Genomic DNA, 13,577 nt, shown 5'->3' with positions numbered 1-13,577 from the left:
GCTGCTCCCGTTTTTGTTGGTCGCCGATACCATCTAGTATCGATGACCATGGGAACATGACATGGTTAACCGAACCTTGCCAATTGGCCGATCTGTCACAAAATAGTTATATATTTCAGATCGTTAGCATTCACTCGCAGTGAGTGCTGCCAGCGAGCTCATCGCGTCAGATGGCGGGTCAGCCGCGCCTCGATCCGTGCCCAGGTGTGGCGCAGTATCTCGACCATGGAGAGGTAGAAAATCGCCGCCCAGAGATAGGTCTGGTAATCGAACGTGCGGGAGAAGGCATAGCGCGTCTGCCCCATCAGATCGAAGACCGTGACGATGGAGACGACTGCCGATCCCTTGATCATCAGGATGATCTCGTTGCCGTATGGACGTAGCGCCACGATCAACGCTTGCGGAAGCACGATCTTCCAGAAGGTCACGAGCTTGGAAATGCCCAGCGACTTGGCGCCCTCATGCTGCCCCTTCGGCACGCTCTGGATCGCACCGCGCAGGATTTCCGCCTGATAGGCTGCGGTGTTGAGCGTCAGCGAAAGCAGTCCGCAATACCAGGCCTCGCGGAAGAACCACCAGAGATGGACGGATTCCAGTTCCGGGCGAAAACTGCCAAGGCCATAGTAGATCAGGAAGAGCTGCGCCAGAAGCGGCGTGCTGCGGAAGACATAAACGTAGACAAAGGCCAGCGACCCGATGATGCGGTTGCGCGACATGCGGGCGAAGGCCAGCGGCAGGGATAGCAACGCGCCGAGAATGATCGAGGTGCCGACAAGCGTGATCGTCGTCAACAGACCGTCGAGATAGCGCGGCCCGTAGCGGATGAACTTGTCCGGGTCCCAATCCGAGACGACGCTGTAAAGCAGGCCCAGTGCCAGAAGCAGCCACAGACCTGTCACCGTAACGCCGACGATTTTGGCGGTCGACAGAGGCCTTGCGATGGCCGGCGGTGCCGGGCGTGCCGGTATCAACTGATCCACATGGCTCATCGGCTTGCCTCCGAGCGGCGGGCCCAACGGTCAATGAAGCCGAGCCCAAAGGATGAGATGAGCGCGAGGAAGAGATAAAGAAGGCAAGCGATACCGTAGAAAAAGAAGGCTTCCTTGCTGACGCGCGCGGCAATGCCGGTCTGCCGCAGGATGTCGGAGAGGCCGATGATCGAAACGTAGGACGTGTCTTTCAGCAGAATCATCCACAGGTTCGTCATGCCCGGAAGCGCGATACGCACCAGTTGCGGAATGATGATCAGTACCATGGTGCGGTTGCGCGAAAGGCCCAGCGCGTCACCCGCTTCGAACTGTCCCTTGGGAATGGCGCGAAAGGCCGATAGCAGCACTTCCGACGCATAGGACGAGAACACCACGGACAGCGCCACCATGCCGGCAACGAAGGCGTTGATCTCGATGGGGCCGGAAATGCCGATATAGCTGCCCGCCGATTGCAGCAGCATCTGAATGCCGTAATAGACGATGAACAGCGTCAGCAACTCCGGCAGGCCACGAAAGATGGTCGTGTAGATACCCGCCGCCAGTCGCAGCGACTTTTCCTGCGATTGCGCCGCCAGCGCAATGAGAAAGCCGACGGTGAGACCGATCGGCAAGGTGGCCAGCGCCACGGAAATGGTGATCTTGACGCCAAAGGCAATTTCGTCGCCCCAGCCATCGCCGCAGGCCAGCAGGGTTCCATTGCCGAAAAGAGAGAAGATGCCAACCGGTCCACAAAAGGGATCGAAGAGATACGTCAGATAGGTCCAGAACGAACCTATGGCGGAAAATGCTCCGCTCATGCCAATTTCCCCTGCGGACTTTGCCGCGCGTTTCGTATTATTTTAGTCTTCTGTTCTCAAACAAAAATGGCGGAAGGGCAAGCCTTCCGCCACACTATTCAACAGGCAAGCAGCTTATTTGCCGTAAACATCGAAATCGAAGTACTTGTCGTTGATCTTCTTGTATTCGCCGTTGGCGCGGATGGCGGCGATGGCAGCAGTCAGCTTGTCGGCAAGTGCCGTGTCGCCCTTGCGCACTGCGATACCGGCGCCCTGGCCATTGATGGCTTCATCGACGGGCATTGGGGCAAGGATTTTGCAGCAAGCGCCTGCGTCGGATTTGACCCATTCCGAGAGAACGACGATATCGTCGATCACGCCATCGATACGGCCATTGGTGATGTCGAGCTTGTACTCGTCAGCTGTCGGGTAAAGCTTCAGCTCGGAATCAGCCAGGTGCTTTTCGGCGTAGTTTGCGTGGGTGGTGGACCCCTGCGCGCCGATGGTCTTGCCCTTCAGGTCTTCGACCGTCTTAACCGGGCTGTCCTTCGGCACGGCGATTGCTGGAGGTGTATTGTAGTATTTCTTCGAGAAATCGACTTTTTCCAGACGCTCTGGTGTGATCGACATGGACGCTACGATGGCGTCGAACTTCTTGGCCTGAAGGGCCGGAATGATGCCGTCCCAATCGTTGGTGACGAAGGTGCACTCTGTCTTCATCTCCACGCAAAGCGCCTTGGCAATGTCGATGTCGAAGCCGGTCAGGGTGCCGTCTGCTTCAAGAACGTTGAAGGGTGGGTAGGCGCCTTCCGTGCCAATAACCAGCTTGTCCTGCGCCATGGCGGCACCGGAGAATAGCGACATCGCGGCAATCGATGCAGCAACAAGCAGACGGGTGGAGATACGCATTTCGATCCTCTCTTTCGGCAGATCCGCCCCGGCTTGTTTGTGTTTTCCGGGCGGTAAATGTTTCGCGTGGCGCACTCATCCCTATGGGTGAGCGCCGCGCTTGCCGGATAGTCTTATCCTTGTCTTGAAAATGCAACCCTAATCGTTTCGCACCGCAACGAACGCCACAAACAGCCCATGAAATGGCCTTGATCTGTTCATTTCCGGTACAGACCCGCTCCGTCATCATGGGAACCAGACTGCAATTCGGACGTTGTTCACCGCCCGCATGTGCAGACGCGTTTTTCTAAATCCGTAAACAAGCGGTACAAACGATTTCTAGGTGAGGAACTTTGATGCTGAAGAAAAACAAGCTGCTGACCGGGGTGGTCTTCCCCCTGATGTCGATTGCCATGGTCGCCGAGCCTGCGCTTGCAGCGACGGGCAACGGCGTACCATACTATACTGCCAGCCATTCGACGCCTGCCAGCGGCGAGATGCTGATGGCGCAGGCCGAACCGCCTGCCGAGGAGCTTCCCAAGAAGCGCCAGCAGCAAGAGCAGCAGGAAGAGCCCAAGGCAGAAAAGCCCCGGGCGCCTGAACCTAAGGCCGAAGCGCCGCGCGCTGAGCAGCCAAAAGAAGAGGCACCAGCGCGCCCACGTCGTGAAGCCGCACCTGAGGCGGCACCCGAACCGCAGCGTCAGGAAAAGCAGCAGGAGCGCCCTCGCCGCGAAGCCGCACCGGAAGGTGCCGCCGAGCCGCAGAAGGAACCACAGCAGCGTCCGCGTCGCGAAGCCCAGCCGGATGCGGCTCCTGCACAGGCTCAGCCAGAGCAGCAGCAGGAGCGTCGCCGCCCTCAGCGCGACCAGCAGCCAGCAGCCGACGGTGAGCAGACACCAGAGCGTCCGCGTCGTAATGCGCAGCCAGACGCCGCCCCCGCAGAGCCAAGGGCAGAGCAGCCATCGGAAACTCCTCGCCGTCCACAGCGCGAGCAGCAGCCGGCAGCCGAAGGCACGCAACCGCCAAAGGCACAGGGTGAGCGCGCTCGCCCGGCTCCCGACACCGCACCTGCAGGCGCTGAAGAAGCCAAGCCTGAAAAGCCAGCCGTTCCCGGCAGAAAGCCTGCCCCAGAACCTGAAGCTGGCAAGGCCCCCGTCCCCGCAGAGCCACCGACACCCGGCAAAGCCCCTGCCCCGACCGATCAGCCGAACCCTGCCCCCGGCCAGCAGCCATCCGAGCAGCCACGCCCGCCGCGCGGCCAGAACGGTGAGCCAGCCCCTGTTCCAACGGAACCAGCGGTTCCAAATGGCGCAACCACCGGACAGGCACCGGCAAACGAGCCAGCGCCTACGCAGGTCGCAACGCCACAGCAGGAAGCTCCTCCATCCACGAAGGAAGAGCTCGACAAAGCCCGTGCCGTTGCAAAGGACCCATCCAAGTCCTCGGACACCGTGCTTCTGCCGGTGGATAAGGGTGCAGCCGTTCTCGACAGCGACAAGGAAGCCTATCGCAGCGGCAACGAGCAGACGCGTGAACAACGTCGTCTCGAACGTGAGCAGGGTCGCGACTTCAAGGTCCCGACATCCGACGCCGAAGCACAGTCTTCTTCCCGCCGTGACGGTGCACCCGCTCCAAAAATCGTCATCCAGAACATCACCAACGTCCAGGGTGAGCGTATCGACCGCCGTCCAGATTTCGACCGTCCAGACGGTGTGCGGGAATGGCGTCCCCGTGACATGCCGCGTGATCGCGACATGGGCGACCGCGTCTTCCTGCAATTCGGCGACCGCGTCGTCGTGCGTGGCAACGACGACGACCGCTTCATCAGCGATGGCGCGAAACCTTACTACGAGCGCCTGCCCGGTGACCGTTACCGTGAAACCATCGAGCGTCCAGACCGCACTCAGGTCGTAACGATCCGCAACCGTTATGGTGACGTCGTCCAGCGCTCGCGCATCGATGCACGGGGCCGTGAGTACGTGCTGTTCTACGCACCTGAGCTGGTCGATCAGCCTGACCGCGAATACGTCTATCGCGATCCGGGTCTCGACCTGCCGCCACTGCGTCTTCGTATTCCCGTCAACGAGTACATCATCGACACCTCGTCGGATGAGGATCGCGACTACTACCGCTTCCTCGAACAGCCGCCGGTCGAACCAGTTCAGCGCGTCTACTCGCTGGATGAAGTCCGCTACTCTGCCCGCGTCCGCGACATGGTGCGCCGTATCGACCTCGATACCATCACCTTCGCGACAGGCAGTGCGGAAATTCCGATGAGCCAGGCACAGTCGCTGCGTAAGGTTGCGGACGCGATGAACAAGGTCCTGAAGAACAACCCGGCAGAAACCTTCCTCATCGAAGGCCACACGGATGCGGTTGGTAACGATGAAAGCAACCTTGTGCTGTCAGACCAGCGCGCCGCTTCCGTCGCCAATGTTCTCTCAGATGTCTACGGCATCCCGCCGGAAAACCTGACCACACAGGGCTATGGCGAGCGCTACCTGAAGGTCCAGACTCTCGGCCCAAGCCAGGAAAACCGCCGCGTCACCATCCGCCGCATCACCCCACTGGTCCGCCCGGTCGCCCAGAACTAAGGCTTGATGTTTGAAATGAGAAAGGCCCGGAAGCTAACTGCTTCCGGGCCTTTTGTTTGGTTTACAGAACCAAAGTCATGAAAGTTGACCCGAACAGCGGTGGCTCAGGTCGAGATATTCAGCGCCTCACTCCTCGCCGGACTTCGGATTGTCCAGCAGCATGTAGTCAAGCGGAAGTTCGGTCGTGTATTTGATCTGCTCCATGGCGAAGGCAGAGGAGACGTCCCGGATTTCGATCTTGGCGATCATGCGCTTGTAGAAGGCGTCGTAAGCGGCAATATCGGGTACGACGACGCGCAGAAGGTAATCCACGTCACCGCTCATGCGGTAAAACTCCACCACTTCTGGGAATTCGGAAACCACTTCGGAGAAGCGCTTCAGCCACTCGATGGAGTGAGATGCCGTGCGGATGGAAACGAAGACCGTGACCTTGGTATTGACCTTGCCAGCGTCGAGAATGGCGACGCGGCGACGGATGACGCCGTCTTCTTCCATTTTCTGGATACGGCGCCAGCATGGAGTCGTGGAAAGACCGACCTTTTTGGCAAGATCGGCGACGGCAAGTGTGGAATCTTCCTGCAAAATTCGTAGTATTTTTCGGTCGAGGCGGTCCAATCTACTCTCCTCCAGAATTATTTTCCTCTGTTTACACTAAAAAAAAGAGAAAAAAAGAATTTTGTTTCAGGCGATAAGCCTTTCCACAGACTGGCGAAGTATGGGCAACAACTCTTTCTCGAACCAAGGGTTTTTCCGCAGCCACGCCGTATTGCGCCAACTGGGATGCGGCAGTGGCAGCACCGGAATGCCCTCATTGGTGTGGAAATAGCTGCGCCAGTTCTGCACCGTTTCCGTCATTGTTTTCATGCGTCGCGGGCCCAGATGCCAGGCTTGCGCATATTGCCCGATTGCCAGCACCAACTCGATCTGCGGCATCGCCTGTATCACCGTCTCGCGCCAGCGGGGCGCACATTCCCGGCGCGGCGGCAGGTCGCTGCCCTTGGCATCATACCCGGGAAAACAGAAACCCATCGGCACGATCGCAAACCGGTCTGGATCGTAGAACGTCTCCCGGTCAACGCCGAGCCACTCCCTTAGCCGGTTGCCCGAGGCGTCGTTGAACGGCAATCCGCTCTCATGCACTTTCAGGCCCGGCGCCTGTCCGGCGATCAGCAGCCTTGCTGTGGTGGAAATGACCGCCACCGGGCGCGGCTCGTGCGGCAGGCGATCTTCGGCGCCTTTCAGTGGCGCGTCACGACAGAGCCTGCATTGCGCAATGTGCAGCCGAAGCGCGGCGATGTCTGGATGATCCGGCACCATGCGTGTCCCTACAATCCCACGATTTGCCTGATCAAGCTGAGCATACCGGCCAGCGGCACATCCATGTCGGCGGCCTTGTTTTCCCGTCGCCAATCCCGTGGCTGCTCGAAGGTGCCGGACCATATGCCCGCGCGCCGGTCCTGTGCCTGCGCCTGTTCGCGGGAGAACAGGAAATACTCCGTGGTCACCGCATAACCGGCTGCGACGATCAACCCTGCCAGATCGTGATCTCCGATCGTGCAACGAACGAGCAGCCTTTTGTAGCGGTCGCGTTCGTTGCCGGAACAGTCCACGGCTCCGCTTTGCAGCAGCGTCTGGACATAGGTTTTCGCCTGCCCGCCGCAGGGCCATTCATCTGCGCTGCGCTGGCAGCTCTGACCAAGCTCCGGCGCATCGATGCCGAGCAGCCGGAAGCGTTCGCCGTCACGGGCAATGGTGTCACCATCCACCGCCGTGAACCGGCCCGAAAACCGCTCCTGATTGATACCATCCACCCGCGCTGCAATCAGCGTGCCCATCACCAGCAACAGAACGGCGATGATGCCGTCCTTCACCAGCCGGAATGGCCCGCCCGACTTTCGTCTCATGTAAGAACAAACCCTTTTCAGAAATGGCAAACAAATCCTTTAGCGGCAGCATCTTCTTAAGATTTTGCGACTAGGCTGCAAGTCTTTAGATCATTCGCGTTGTATCAATGAGTAAAAGCGCCAGCACCATCGCTGACAAAAACATCGTCGACCGTTCCAAAACCCGCCGTAACAAGGCGGTGTTCGATACGGTCAAGGCGACGCGCGAACGCTTGCAATACGGCCCGGTCAGCGGCAATGCTTTCGAGCGTGACATGCTGCAGATGCATATTGCCGAGACGTTGCAGAGCGCAACGATCATGCCACTGTTCACGATACTGGCAACCGGCGTCGGCATCTATATCAGCCGCGATCCGCAAATCGTCGCATGGGCGGTGCTGGCACTGACCGCGCATGCCATTGCGCTTTTGTTTGCCCGTCGCGCATCGCGTCAGGAACTGACACCCGCCAATCTGTCCACGTGGCAGACCATATTCCTTGCTGCACAGATCGTCATCGGCCTTGTCTGGGTGCTGTTTGCCATCCAGAAGATAGAGGCGGGCGACCCGGCGCTGATCATGTTCTACAAGGGCGGCACGCTGCTGATTGCCCTGTCGATCACGGCGACTTCCAACGTGTTGCTGCGGCGGGCCATGTTGATGACGTTCCTGCCCGTGCTCGTCGCGCTGAGTGTGACGGCGGCCCTGTCGCGAAGCCCGATGGAGATCGGTCTGGCGCTGATGTTCGCACTCGCCATGCTGTTTTGCCACCACGTCACCAAACGTCTTTACCAATCCAGCATCAAGCTCCTGTCCTTCCAGTCGGAAAAGGACGATCTGATCGCAGAACTGGAAGTGGCAAAATCCATGTCCGACGAGGCGCGCCGGAGGGCTGAAGAGGCCAACATGGCGAAGTCGCGCTTCCTCGCCTCCATGTCACACGAATTGCGCACCCCGCTCAACGCCATCCTGGGCTTCTCCGAGGTCATGGCGTCTGAAGTTCTCGGGCCGCTGAACAATCCCTTATATAAAGAGTATTCCGGCGATATTCACCGCTCGGGCCAGCACCTTCTCGACCTCATCAACGAAATTCTCGATCTGTCACGCATCGAGGCGGGCCGATACGACCTGCATGAAGAAGCCATCGCGCTTCTGGAAATCGCCGATGATTGCGTGGGCATGATCCAGCTCCGGGCGCGCGCAAAGAACATCCGTATTTCGCAGCAGTTCGAAACAACCCTGCCCCATGTCTGGGCGGATGAAAAATCGATCCGGCAGGTCATTCTCAATCTTCTGTCCAATGCCGTGAAATTCACCCCACAGGGCGGCGAAATCACCATCAAGGCGGGCTGGACGGCAGGCGGCGGGCAATATGTCGCCATTCGCGATAACGGCCCGGGTATTCCCGAAGAGGAAATTCCCGTCGTTCTCTCGGCCTTTGGCCAGGGCTCGATTGCTATCAAGAGTGCCGAACAGGGAACGGGCCTTGGCCTGCCCATCGTGCAGGCCATTCTTGCCAAGCATGACGGTCAGTTCGTGCTGAAATCACGCTTGCGCGAAGGCACCGAAGTCATCGCCATTTTGCCCGCCAAGCGCGTTCTGCAAAGCATTCCAGCCGTCGAAGACGTGCAGGTGGTGCAGCCACGCAAGCGGTCTTTCGCTTAAAGCGCAGCGACCGGAAAAAAGATCGTGCTGACCAGCGAGTAGAGCACAAAACCACCATTCGCCATTAGTAGACAGAACACCGCGAAAGAACCGAGATCCTTGGCGTTGCGGGCAGCGGAAGAGAACTCCGGCGATACCCGGTCTACGATTTCCTCGATGGCCGTATTGAGCGCCTCGATAGAAAATAACAGCAGCATCAGCACCACGAAGATCAGGTAATGCGCCAGCGGCGCACCGATGACGCCCATCACCGCAAGTCCTGCGCCCAGCGCCAGAACTTCATGGCGAAACGCCGCCTCTTTCCACAGCCGCGACAGTCCCTGCGCGGAGTAGCGCGCAGCGGCGAAAAGGTGCTTCAGCCCGGTCTCCTTGCGGAAAACCGGCTCTGGTGGCGGCATGACGTTGGGGTTGTCCATGGTGATCTCAGTGGTCGGTACGGGTATCGACACCCGCTGCGGCAAAGGTCGCCATACCAGAATGGCACGCCGCTGCGGATTTGACGATACCGGCAGCAAGTGCTGCCCCGGTTCCCTCGCCCAACCGCATACCCAGCGCCAGAAGCGGCGTCTTGCCCAGCCTTTCGACCGCAGCCAGATGACCCGGCTCGCCGGACACATGGCCGATCAGGCAGTGGTCGAGTGCGGCAGGGTTGGCCGCCTTGAGAAGCGCCGCAGCAGCCGTCGCCACATAACCATCGATCAGCACCGGAATTTTCTCGACACGGGCAGCCAGAATGGCACCGGCCATCGCAGCGATTTCACGACCACCAAGACGGCGCATGATTTCCAGCGGGTCGGACAGGTGATCCCTATGAAATTCGACAGCGGCTTTGACGGCAGCGATCTTGCGCGCCATCACGTCGCCTTCCGAACCGGTGCCGGGACCGGTCCACTCTTCTGCCGTGCCGCCATAGAGCGCCAGATTGATCGCAGCGGCAATCGTGGTGTTGCCGATGCCCATTTCGCCGATGCACAGAAGATCCGTGCCACCAGCAATCGCTTCCATGCCGAAGGCCATGGTGGCTGCACAGTCGCGCTCGGAAAGGGCCGGTTCGGTGGTGATGTCGCCGGTCGGGTAGTCCAACGCGAGATCGAATATCTTCAGACCCAGATCATTCGTGACACAAATCTGGTTGATGGCAGCACCACCGGCGGCAAAGTTTTCGACCATCTGCTGCGTAACGGACGATGGATAGGGGGTGACACCATGACGGGTAACGCCGTGATTGCCAGCGAAAATCGCCACCAGTGGACGGTTGACCGCAGGCGCGCGTCCGGACCATGCCGCCAGCCACATGGCGATCTCCTCCAGACGGCCGAGCGAACCGGCTGGCTTGGTCAGTTGCGCATTACGCTCCTTGGCGGCCACCAGCGCATTGGTATCGGGACCCGGCAGGTCGCGCAGCAACGTGCGAAAATCATCAAAGGGCAATCCGCTCATGCTCATGATATCGGTCTTTCTGCTCACGCCGGACGCTTGTCTTTTCCGGCAAATCGGTCTTTGCTGCGCTTCTCATAATCGGGGATGCGCAGAGGAACAACCTCAAATGCGATATGCCGCTGTTGAACAACAGGAGAGATGGTTGCGGGCTGGGAATTTCATGACGGATATGATGCAGTCGCTGAGCTTTCTAAGCCGCATTCCCGTAAACGACATCTTCTTTGAAGACGACCAGCGCCCGCTGGGGCAGATGGTGCGCGCATTCCCGGTTGCAGGCGTGCTGATCGCCCTGCCCGCCGCCTGCCTTGCGGCGATTCTTGCAAATGTGGACGCCGATCCGCTGATGGCGGCAGCACTGGTTCTCACCGTTACGACAGTCATCACCGGTGCGTTGCACGAAGACGGCCTTGCCGATACCGCCGACGGTTTCGGCGGTGGCAGTAGCCCAGAGCGGACGCTGCTTATCATGAAGGACAGCCGCATCGGCACCTATGGAGCCATTGCGCTCATCGTGTCTTTTGTGCTGAGAGCATCGGCCATTGCCGCCCTGTTTCGCGAGTTTTCACCTCTAGCCATCGCCGCCAGCATCATTGCCGCCGCAACAATCAGCCGTGGGCTGATGGTTTGGCACTGGCAGACGCTTGCCCCAGCCAGAGATGGCGGCGTGGCAGCAACGGCGGGCCAGCCGGGAGAGCGAGAGCGCAAGGGCGCGATCATCTACGGCACGTGCATCGCGATTTTCATATGCCTGCCCTTTTTCTCACCGTACCTCCTCGTCTTCGCCGTCGCCGCCGTCTTTGGTTTCACCCATCTGTTCAACCGCCTCTGCGACCGCAAGTTAGGCGGCCACACGGGAGACACCATCGGCGCAACCCAGCAGATCACAGAGATCGTGATGCTCGTTGCCCTTGCCCTGATCGCCTAGATTGCGGATATGAAGTGATGGAATCACCTTGTATCGACATCTGTTCGCTAGACCCCGTGGATGAGCTGTGTGCCGGTTGCCACCGCAGCATCGAGGAAATCATGGGCTGGGCGGGCTACACATCTGCAGAGCGCCTCGCCATCATGGCCGAACTACCGCAGCGCGCCGCACAGCGCCATGAAACCCTTCAGGAGACAGCGACCGCATGAACAGGCTGACCTTCGTTCTCCTCGTACTGGGCATCGGCCTTGCATTGCTGGTCATCAATCACGATAGCGGCCAGACATTCGGCATCAGCAACGAGCAATTCGGGCAGTTGGTCTACCTCGTGCCCATCGCGGGACTGCTCTCCGCAGGGATACTGGCAGGCAATCGGGGTGGGTTTTCCACTGCGGTGCGACAGCTTGCCATCTGGCTCGTCATCATACTCACTCTCGTCGCCGCTTATCTCTATCGCTACGACTTCCAGCGTTTCGGAGACAGGCTGCTGGCAGGCCTGATGCCGGGCCGCGCCGTGGTGATGACCACGCAGAACGGCGATCAGGAAGTCATCCTCAACAAATCCATGAGCGGGCATTTCGAAACGAATGCCGAGGTCAACGGTGGCACCGTGCACATGCTGGTCGACACCGGTGCCAGTTCCGTCGTTCTGTCGAGAAGCGATGCTGAGGCGGTTGGGATCAATGTCGATAACCTCTCCTATACGGTGACCGTCATGACGGCCAACGGGCGCACATCGGCGGCGCCGGTACGCCTGTCGGAAGTCGCGATAGGACCGATTGTCCGGCGCAATATCTCTGCCCTTGTGGCGCAGGATGGGCAACTTGACCAGAGCCTGCTGGGCATGACGTTTCTCTCCACCCTCGGCTCGTTGCAAATGCAGACGGACGAGTTGAAGCTGCGCGACCGCTAGCGTCTGCTAGCGATTAAATCTGGCTGAACTGCTTCGCGCGTGGACCGGACAGAATGACTTCCCAGGCCGCTTTGTGGTCGTATTTCTGGCGCGCAAGGAAGGTGTAGCCGGTGCGATCCCAGGATTTGATCGAACTGGTCATATTGTCCAGCACGTAGTCTCCATCGGCGATACGGACCATCAGTACCGCGTGATTGTTGCCGCTGCGATCCAGCACAACCGAAACGGCCATCTTGCTGGCGGGAAAACCTGCATCCAGAAGCGCCTTAGTCTTCGCCATGGCATAATCTTCGCAGTCGCCACGCCCGTCTTTCGGCAATGTCCAGTAATTGCTACGCCCATAGACAACACTATCTTCGGCGGGGCGGATAGCCGCATTCACCTGTCGGTTGACCTTGGTCAAAAGCTCCAGCGCCTCGGCGTCGCTCATCTTCACACCAGCCTTTGTGGTGCAGAGCCAGCTGTAACGCTGACAGGCGGATGAAAAGCCCTCCGGGGCGGCAATGGCGCGCGTCGCCTGCAACTGGCCGGCACATACGGGTGTGCAAAGCATGGCCGCGCCCAAAAGAGCGTAGCTCAAAACAGAAAATTTCATGATATGCCCGTTCCTTTGAGGTAGCCTGGTGATCCAAGGGCTCGGAAGACCGCTGCCCGACTCACGCAACAACACGTAGGCATGCACACTGTAGGTGACCGACACGACGTCGTACTCTAACCAAAACACCTTTAAAACGCGCCTAAGGCCACCTCATGGCATGATTAGCCTAAAAGATCAAAAAAATATTAACGTACCACTTTTTGATGTGTGCGATTTCGGGAAAGTCGGCCTTCGGAACAGATGTTCTGACAGCCACAGCGCCGTTCTCTGCCACAGCAAAAAAGTGCCAAAATGAGAATACAATTCTCAGAAACATATAACTACTTTGATTAAATATAGCCCTACAATAGCTTAATATGGTTAGTGTCAAGACATTAGCACGAAATAATCACACTATACCGTCATATTGTGCATAATATTTCGTTAATATAGCCTCCACAGTGCGGTCCTAAAACTGCCAATCAATGGAGGAATCCCATGAGCAGTAAGATAACAACTGTGTTCTCGTGTATTGCAATCTTGCTGTCCAGTACGTCACTGGTCTCGGCTCAAACGCGTCCACAACGATGCGATCGAGTAACGCCAGGAACTCTGGAGGCAGCGCTCTGCAGACCCACAGCCACAATACCAACTTCTATAGACAGTCAGGGCGACAACGACAGAAACAACGGAAATCCCGGCACGAACAACCCTGGTGGTGGCAACCCCGGCGGCGGTAATCCCGGTGGTGGCAACCCAGGCGGCGGCAATCCCGGTGGTGGCGGTCATCATGGCGGCGGCGGTCACCATGGCGGTGGTGGCAACCACGGCGGCGGCGGCAACCACGGCGGAGGCGGTAGCCACGGCGGAGGCGGTAGCCACGGAGGTGGTGGTAGCCACGGAGGTGGTGGTAGCCACGGAGGTGGTG

15 protein-coding genes are annotated in these 13,577 nt (G+C 58.9%); 6 read left to right on the top strand and 9 right to left on the bottom strand.

All coding sequences use genetic code 11. The annotated features are described in order from the left end of the window. Nucleotides 1–158: 158 nt before the first annotated feature. From QRN55_RS15845 to QRN55_RS15835, 3 genes are all read right to left on the bottom strand, one after another. The gene (locus QRN55_RS15845; RefSeq protein ID WP_284777445.1) at nucleotides 159–989 is read right to left on the bottom strand and encodes an ABC transporter permease; all 831 of its coding nucleotides are present in this window, start codon (nucleotides 987–989) and stop codon (nucleotides 159–161) included. Then, complete coding sequence (locus QRN55_RS15840; protein ID WP_284777444.1) at nucleotides 986–1,786, bottom strand: ABC transporter permease; 801 nt, start codon at nucleotides 1,784–1,786, stop codon at nucleotides 986–988. The genes QRN55_RS15845 and QRN55_RS15840 overlap by 4 nt, the downstream gene beginning before the upstream one ends. A gap of 114 nt (nucleotides 1,787–1,900) precedes the next feature. Next, nucleotides 1,901–2,674, bottom strand: coding sequence for an ABC transporter substrate-binding protein (locus QRN55_RS15835; protein WP_284777443.1), 774 nt, complete (start codon nucleotides 2,672–2,674; stop codon nucleotides 1,901–1,903). 335 nt (nucleotides 2,675–3,009) lie between these two features. Between QRN55_RS15835 and QRN55_RS15830 the strand changes: the two genes are divergently transcribed. After that, nucleotides 3,010–5,247, top strand: coding sequence for an OmpA family protein (locus QRN55_RS15830; RefSeq protein ID WP_284777442.1), 2,238 nt, complete (start codon nucleotides 3,010–3,012; stop codon nucleotides 5,245–5,247). 126 nt (nucleotides 5,248–5,373) lie between these two features. Here the strand turns inward: QRN55_RS15830 and QRN55_RS15825 are convergent, their stop codons facing one another. From QRN55_RS15825 to QRN55_RS15815, 3 genes are all read right to left on the bottom strand, one after another. Further along, nucleotides 5,374–5,862, bottom strand: coding sequence for an Lrp/AsnC family transcriptional regulator (locus tag QRN55_RS15825; RefSeq protein ID WP_111838188.1), 489 nt, complete (start codon nucleotides 5,860–5,862; stop codon nucleotides 5,374–5,376). A 66-nt stretch (nucleotides 5,863–5,928) separates the two neighbouring features. Next, nucleotides 5,929–6,564: a uracil-DNA glycosylase family protein gene (locus tag QRN55_RS15820; protein ID WP_284777441.1), complete on the bottom strand. Its 636-nt coding sequence runs from the start codon at nucleotides 6,562–6,564 to the stop codon at nucleotides 5,929–5,931. A gap of 8 nt (nucleotides 6,565–6,572) precedes the next feature. Beyond that, a complete protein-coding gene (locus QRN55_RS15815) occupies nucleotides 6,573–7,151 on the bottom strand; it encodes a thermonuclease family protein (protein ID WP_284777440.1) in 579 nt (192 codons plus the stop codon). A 107-nt stretch (nucleotides 7,152–7,258) separates the two neighbouring features. Here QRN55_RS15815 and QRN55_RS15810 point away from each other — a divergent pair, with 107 nt between their 5' ends. Next, nucleotides 7,259–8,794 (top strand): sensor histidine kinase, encoded by a 1,536-nt coding sequence (locus QRN55_RS15810; protein WP_284777439.1) that lies wholly within the window; start codon nucleotides 7,259–7,261, stop codon nucleotides 8,792–8,794. Here QRN55_RS15810 and QRN55_RS15805 read toward each other — a convergent pair. Together QRN55_RS15805 and cobT are read right to left on the bottom strand one after the other, a co-directional pair. After that, on the bottom strand, nucleotides 8,791–9,210 hold the full coding sequence (locus tag QRN55_RS15805; RefSeq protein WP_284777438.1) for a diacylglycerol kinase: 420 nt from the start codon (nucleotides 9,208–9,210) through the stop codon (nucleotides 8,791–8,793). The genes QRN55_RS15810 and QRN55_RS15805 overlap by 4 nt on opposite strands. Nucleotides 9,211–9,217: 7 nt before the next feature. Next, a complete protein-coding gene (cobT, locus tag QRN55_RS15800; RefSeq protein ID WP_111838460.1) occupies nucleotides 9,218–10,240 on the bottom strand; it encodes a nicotinate-nucleotide--dimethylbenzimidazole phosphoribosyltransferase in 1,023 nt (340 codons plus the stop codon). Nucleotides 10,241–10,376: 136 nt separating this feature from the next. Here cobT and QRN55_RS15795 point away from each other — a divergent pair, with 136 nt between their 5' ends. From QRN55_RS15795 to QRN55_RS15785, 3 genes are read left to right on the top strand one after another with little or no spacing between them, the layout of a single operon-like run. Next, nucleotides 10,377–11,159, top strand: a complete 783-nt coding sequence (locus QRN55_RS15795) for an adenosylcobinamide-GDP ribazoletransferase (RefSeq protein WP_502871335.1) — start codon at nucleotides 10,377–10,379, stop codon at nucleotides 11,157–11,159. Between the two features lie 17 nt (nucleotides 11,160–11,176). Continuing rightward, nucleotides 11,177–11,368: a DUF1289 domain-containing protein gene (locus tag QRN55_RS15790; protein WP_284777436.1), complete on the top strand. Its 192-nt coding sequence runs from the start codon at nucleotides 11,177–11,179 to the stop codon at nucleotides 11,366–11,368. Continuing rightward, entirely contained in the window at nucleotides 11,365–12,072 is a 708-nt protein-coding gene (locus QRN55_RS15785) for a TIGR02281 family clan AA aspartic protease (protein WP_111838182.1), read from the top strand. Before QRN55_RS15790 ends, QRN55_RS15785 begins: the two co-directional genes overlap by 4 nt. 13 nt (nucleotides 12,073–12,085) lie before the next feature. On the opposite strand, the gene QRN55_RS15780 is transcribed toward QRN55_RS15785, so the two are convergent. Beyond that, on the bottom strand, nucleotides 12,086–12,667 hold the full coding sequence (locus tag QRN55_RS15780) for a transglutaminase-like cysteine peptidase (protein WP_233121150.1): 582 nt from the start codon (nucleotides 12,665–12,667) through the stop codon (nucleotides 12,086–12,088). A 697-nt stretch (nucleotides 12,668–13,364) separates the two neighbouring features. Between QRN55_RS15780 and QRN55_RS15775 the strand changes: the two genes are divergently transcribed. Continuing rightward, a partial coding sequence (locus QRN55_RS15775; protein WP_284777435.1) for a hypothetical protein occupies nucleotides 13,365–13,577 on the top strand: 213 nt, incomplete at its 3' end.

The sequence above is a fragment of the Agrobacterium sp. lyk4-40-TYG-31 genome (assembly GCF_030209855.1).
Classification (GTDB): domain Bacteria; phylum Pseudomonadota; class Alphaproteobacteria; order Rhizobiales; family Rhizobiaceae; genus Agrobacterium; species Agrobacterium vaccinii.
This window is presented reverse-complemented; position numbering and strand designations above follow the sequence as displayed.

Bases quoted from the DNA above. Each gene is read 5' to 3' on its own strand.
- QRN55_RS15820 (WP_284777441.1), bottom strand. From the start codon at position 6,564: ATGGTGCCGGATCATCCAGACATCGCCGCGCTTCGGCTGCACATTGCG.
- QRN55_RS15805 (WP_284777438.1), bottom strand. From the start codon at position 9,210: ATGGACAACCCCAACGTCATGCCGCCACCAGAGCCGGTTTTCCGCAAG.
- QRN55_RS15785 (WP_111838182.1), top strand. From the start codon at position 11,365: ATGAACAGGCTGACCTTCGTTCTCCTCGTACTGGGCATCGGCCTTGCA.
- QRN55_RS15835 (WP_284777443.1), bottom strand. From the start codon at position 2,674: ATGCGTATCTCCACCCGTCTGCTTGTTGCTGCATCGATTGCCGCGATG.
- QRN55_RS15810 (WP_284777439.1), top strand. From the start codon at position 7,259: ATGAGTAAAAGCGCCAGCACCATCGCTGACAAAAACATCGTCGACCGT.
- QRN55_RS15830 (WP_284777442.1), top strand. From the start codon at position 3,010: ATGCTGAAGAAAAACAAGCTGCTGACCGGGGTGGTCTTCCCCCTGATG.
- QRN55_RS15840 (WP_284777444.1), bottom strand. From the start codon at position 1,786: ATGAGCGGAGCATTTTCCGCCATAGGTTCGTTCTGGACCTATCTGACG.
- QRN55_RS15790 (WP_284777436.1), top strand. From the start codon at position 11,177: ATGGAATCACCTTGTATCGACATCTGTTCGCTAGACCCCGTGGATGAG.
- QRN55_RS15780 (WP_233121150.1), bottom strand. From the start codon at position 12,667: ATGAAATTTTCTGTTTTGAGCTACGCTCTTTTGGGCGCGGCCATGCTT.
- QRN55_RS15815 (WP_284777440.1), bottom strand. From the start codon at position 7,151: ATGAGACGAAAGTCGGGCGGGCCATTCCGGCTGGTGAAGGACGGCATC.
- QRN55_RS15845 (WP_284777445.1), bottom strand. From the start codon at position 989: ATGAGCCATGTGGATCAGTTGATACCGGCACGCCCGGCACCGCCGGCC.
- cobT (WP_111838460.1), bottom strand. From the start codon at position 10,240: ATGAGCATGAGCGGATTGCCCTTTGATGATTTTCGCACGTTGCTGCGC.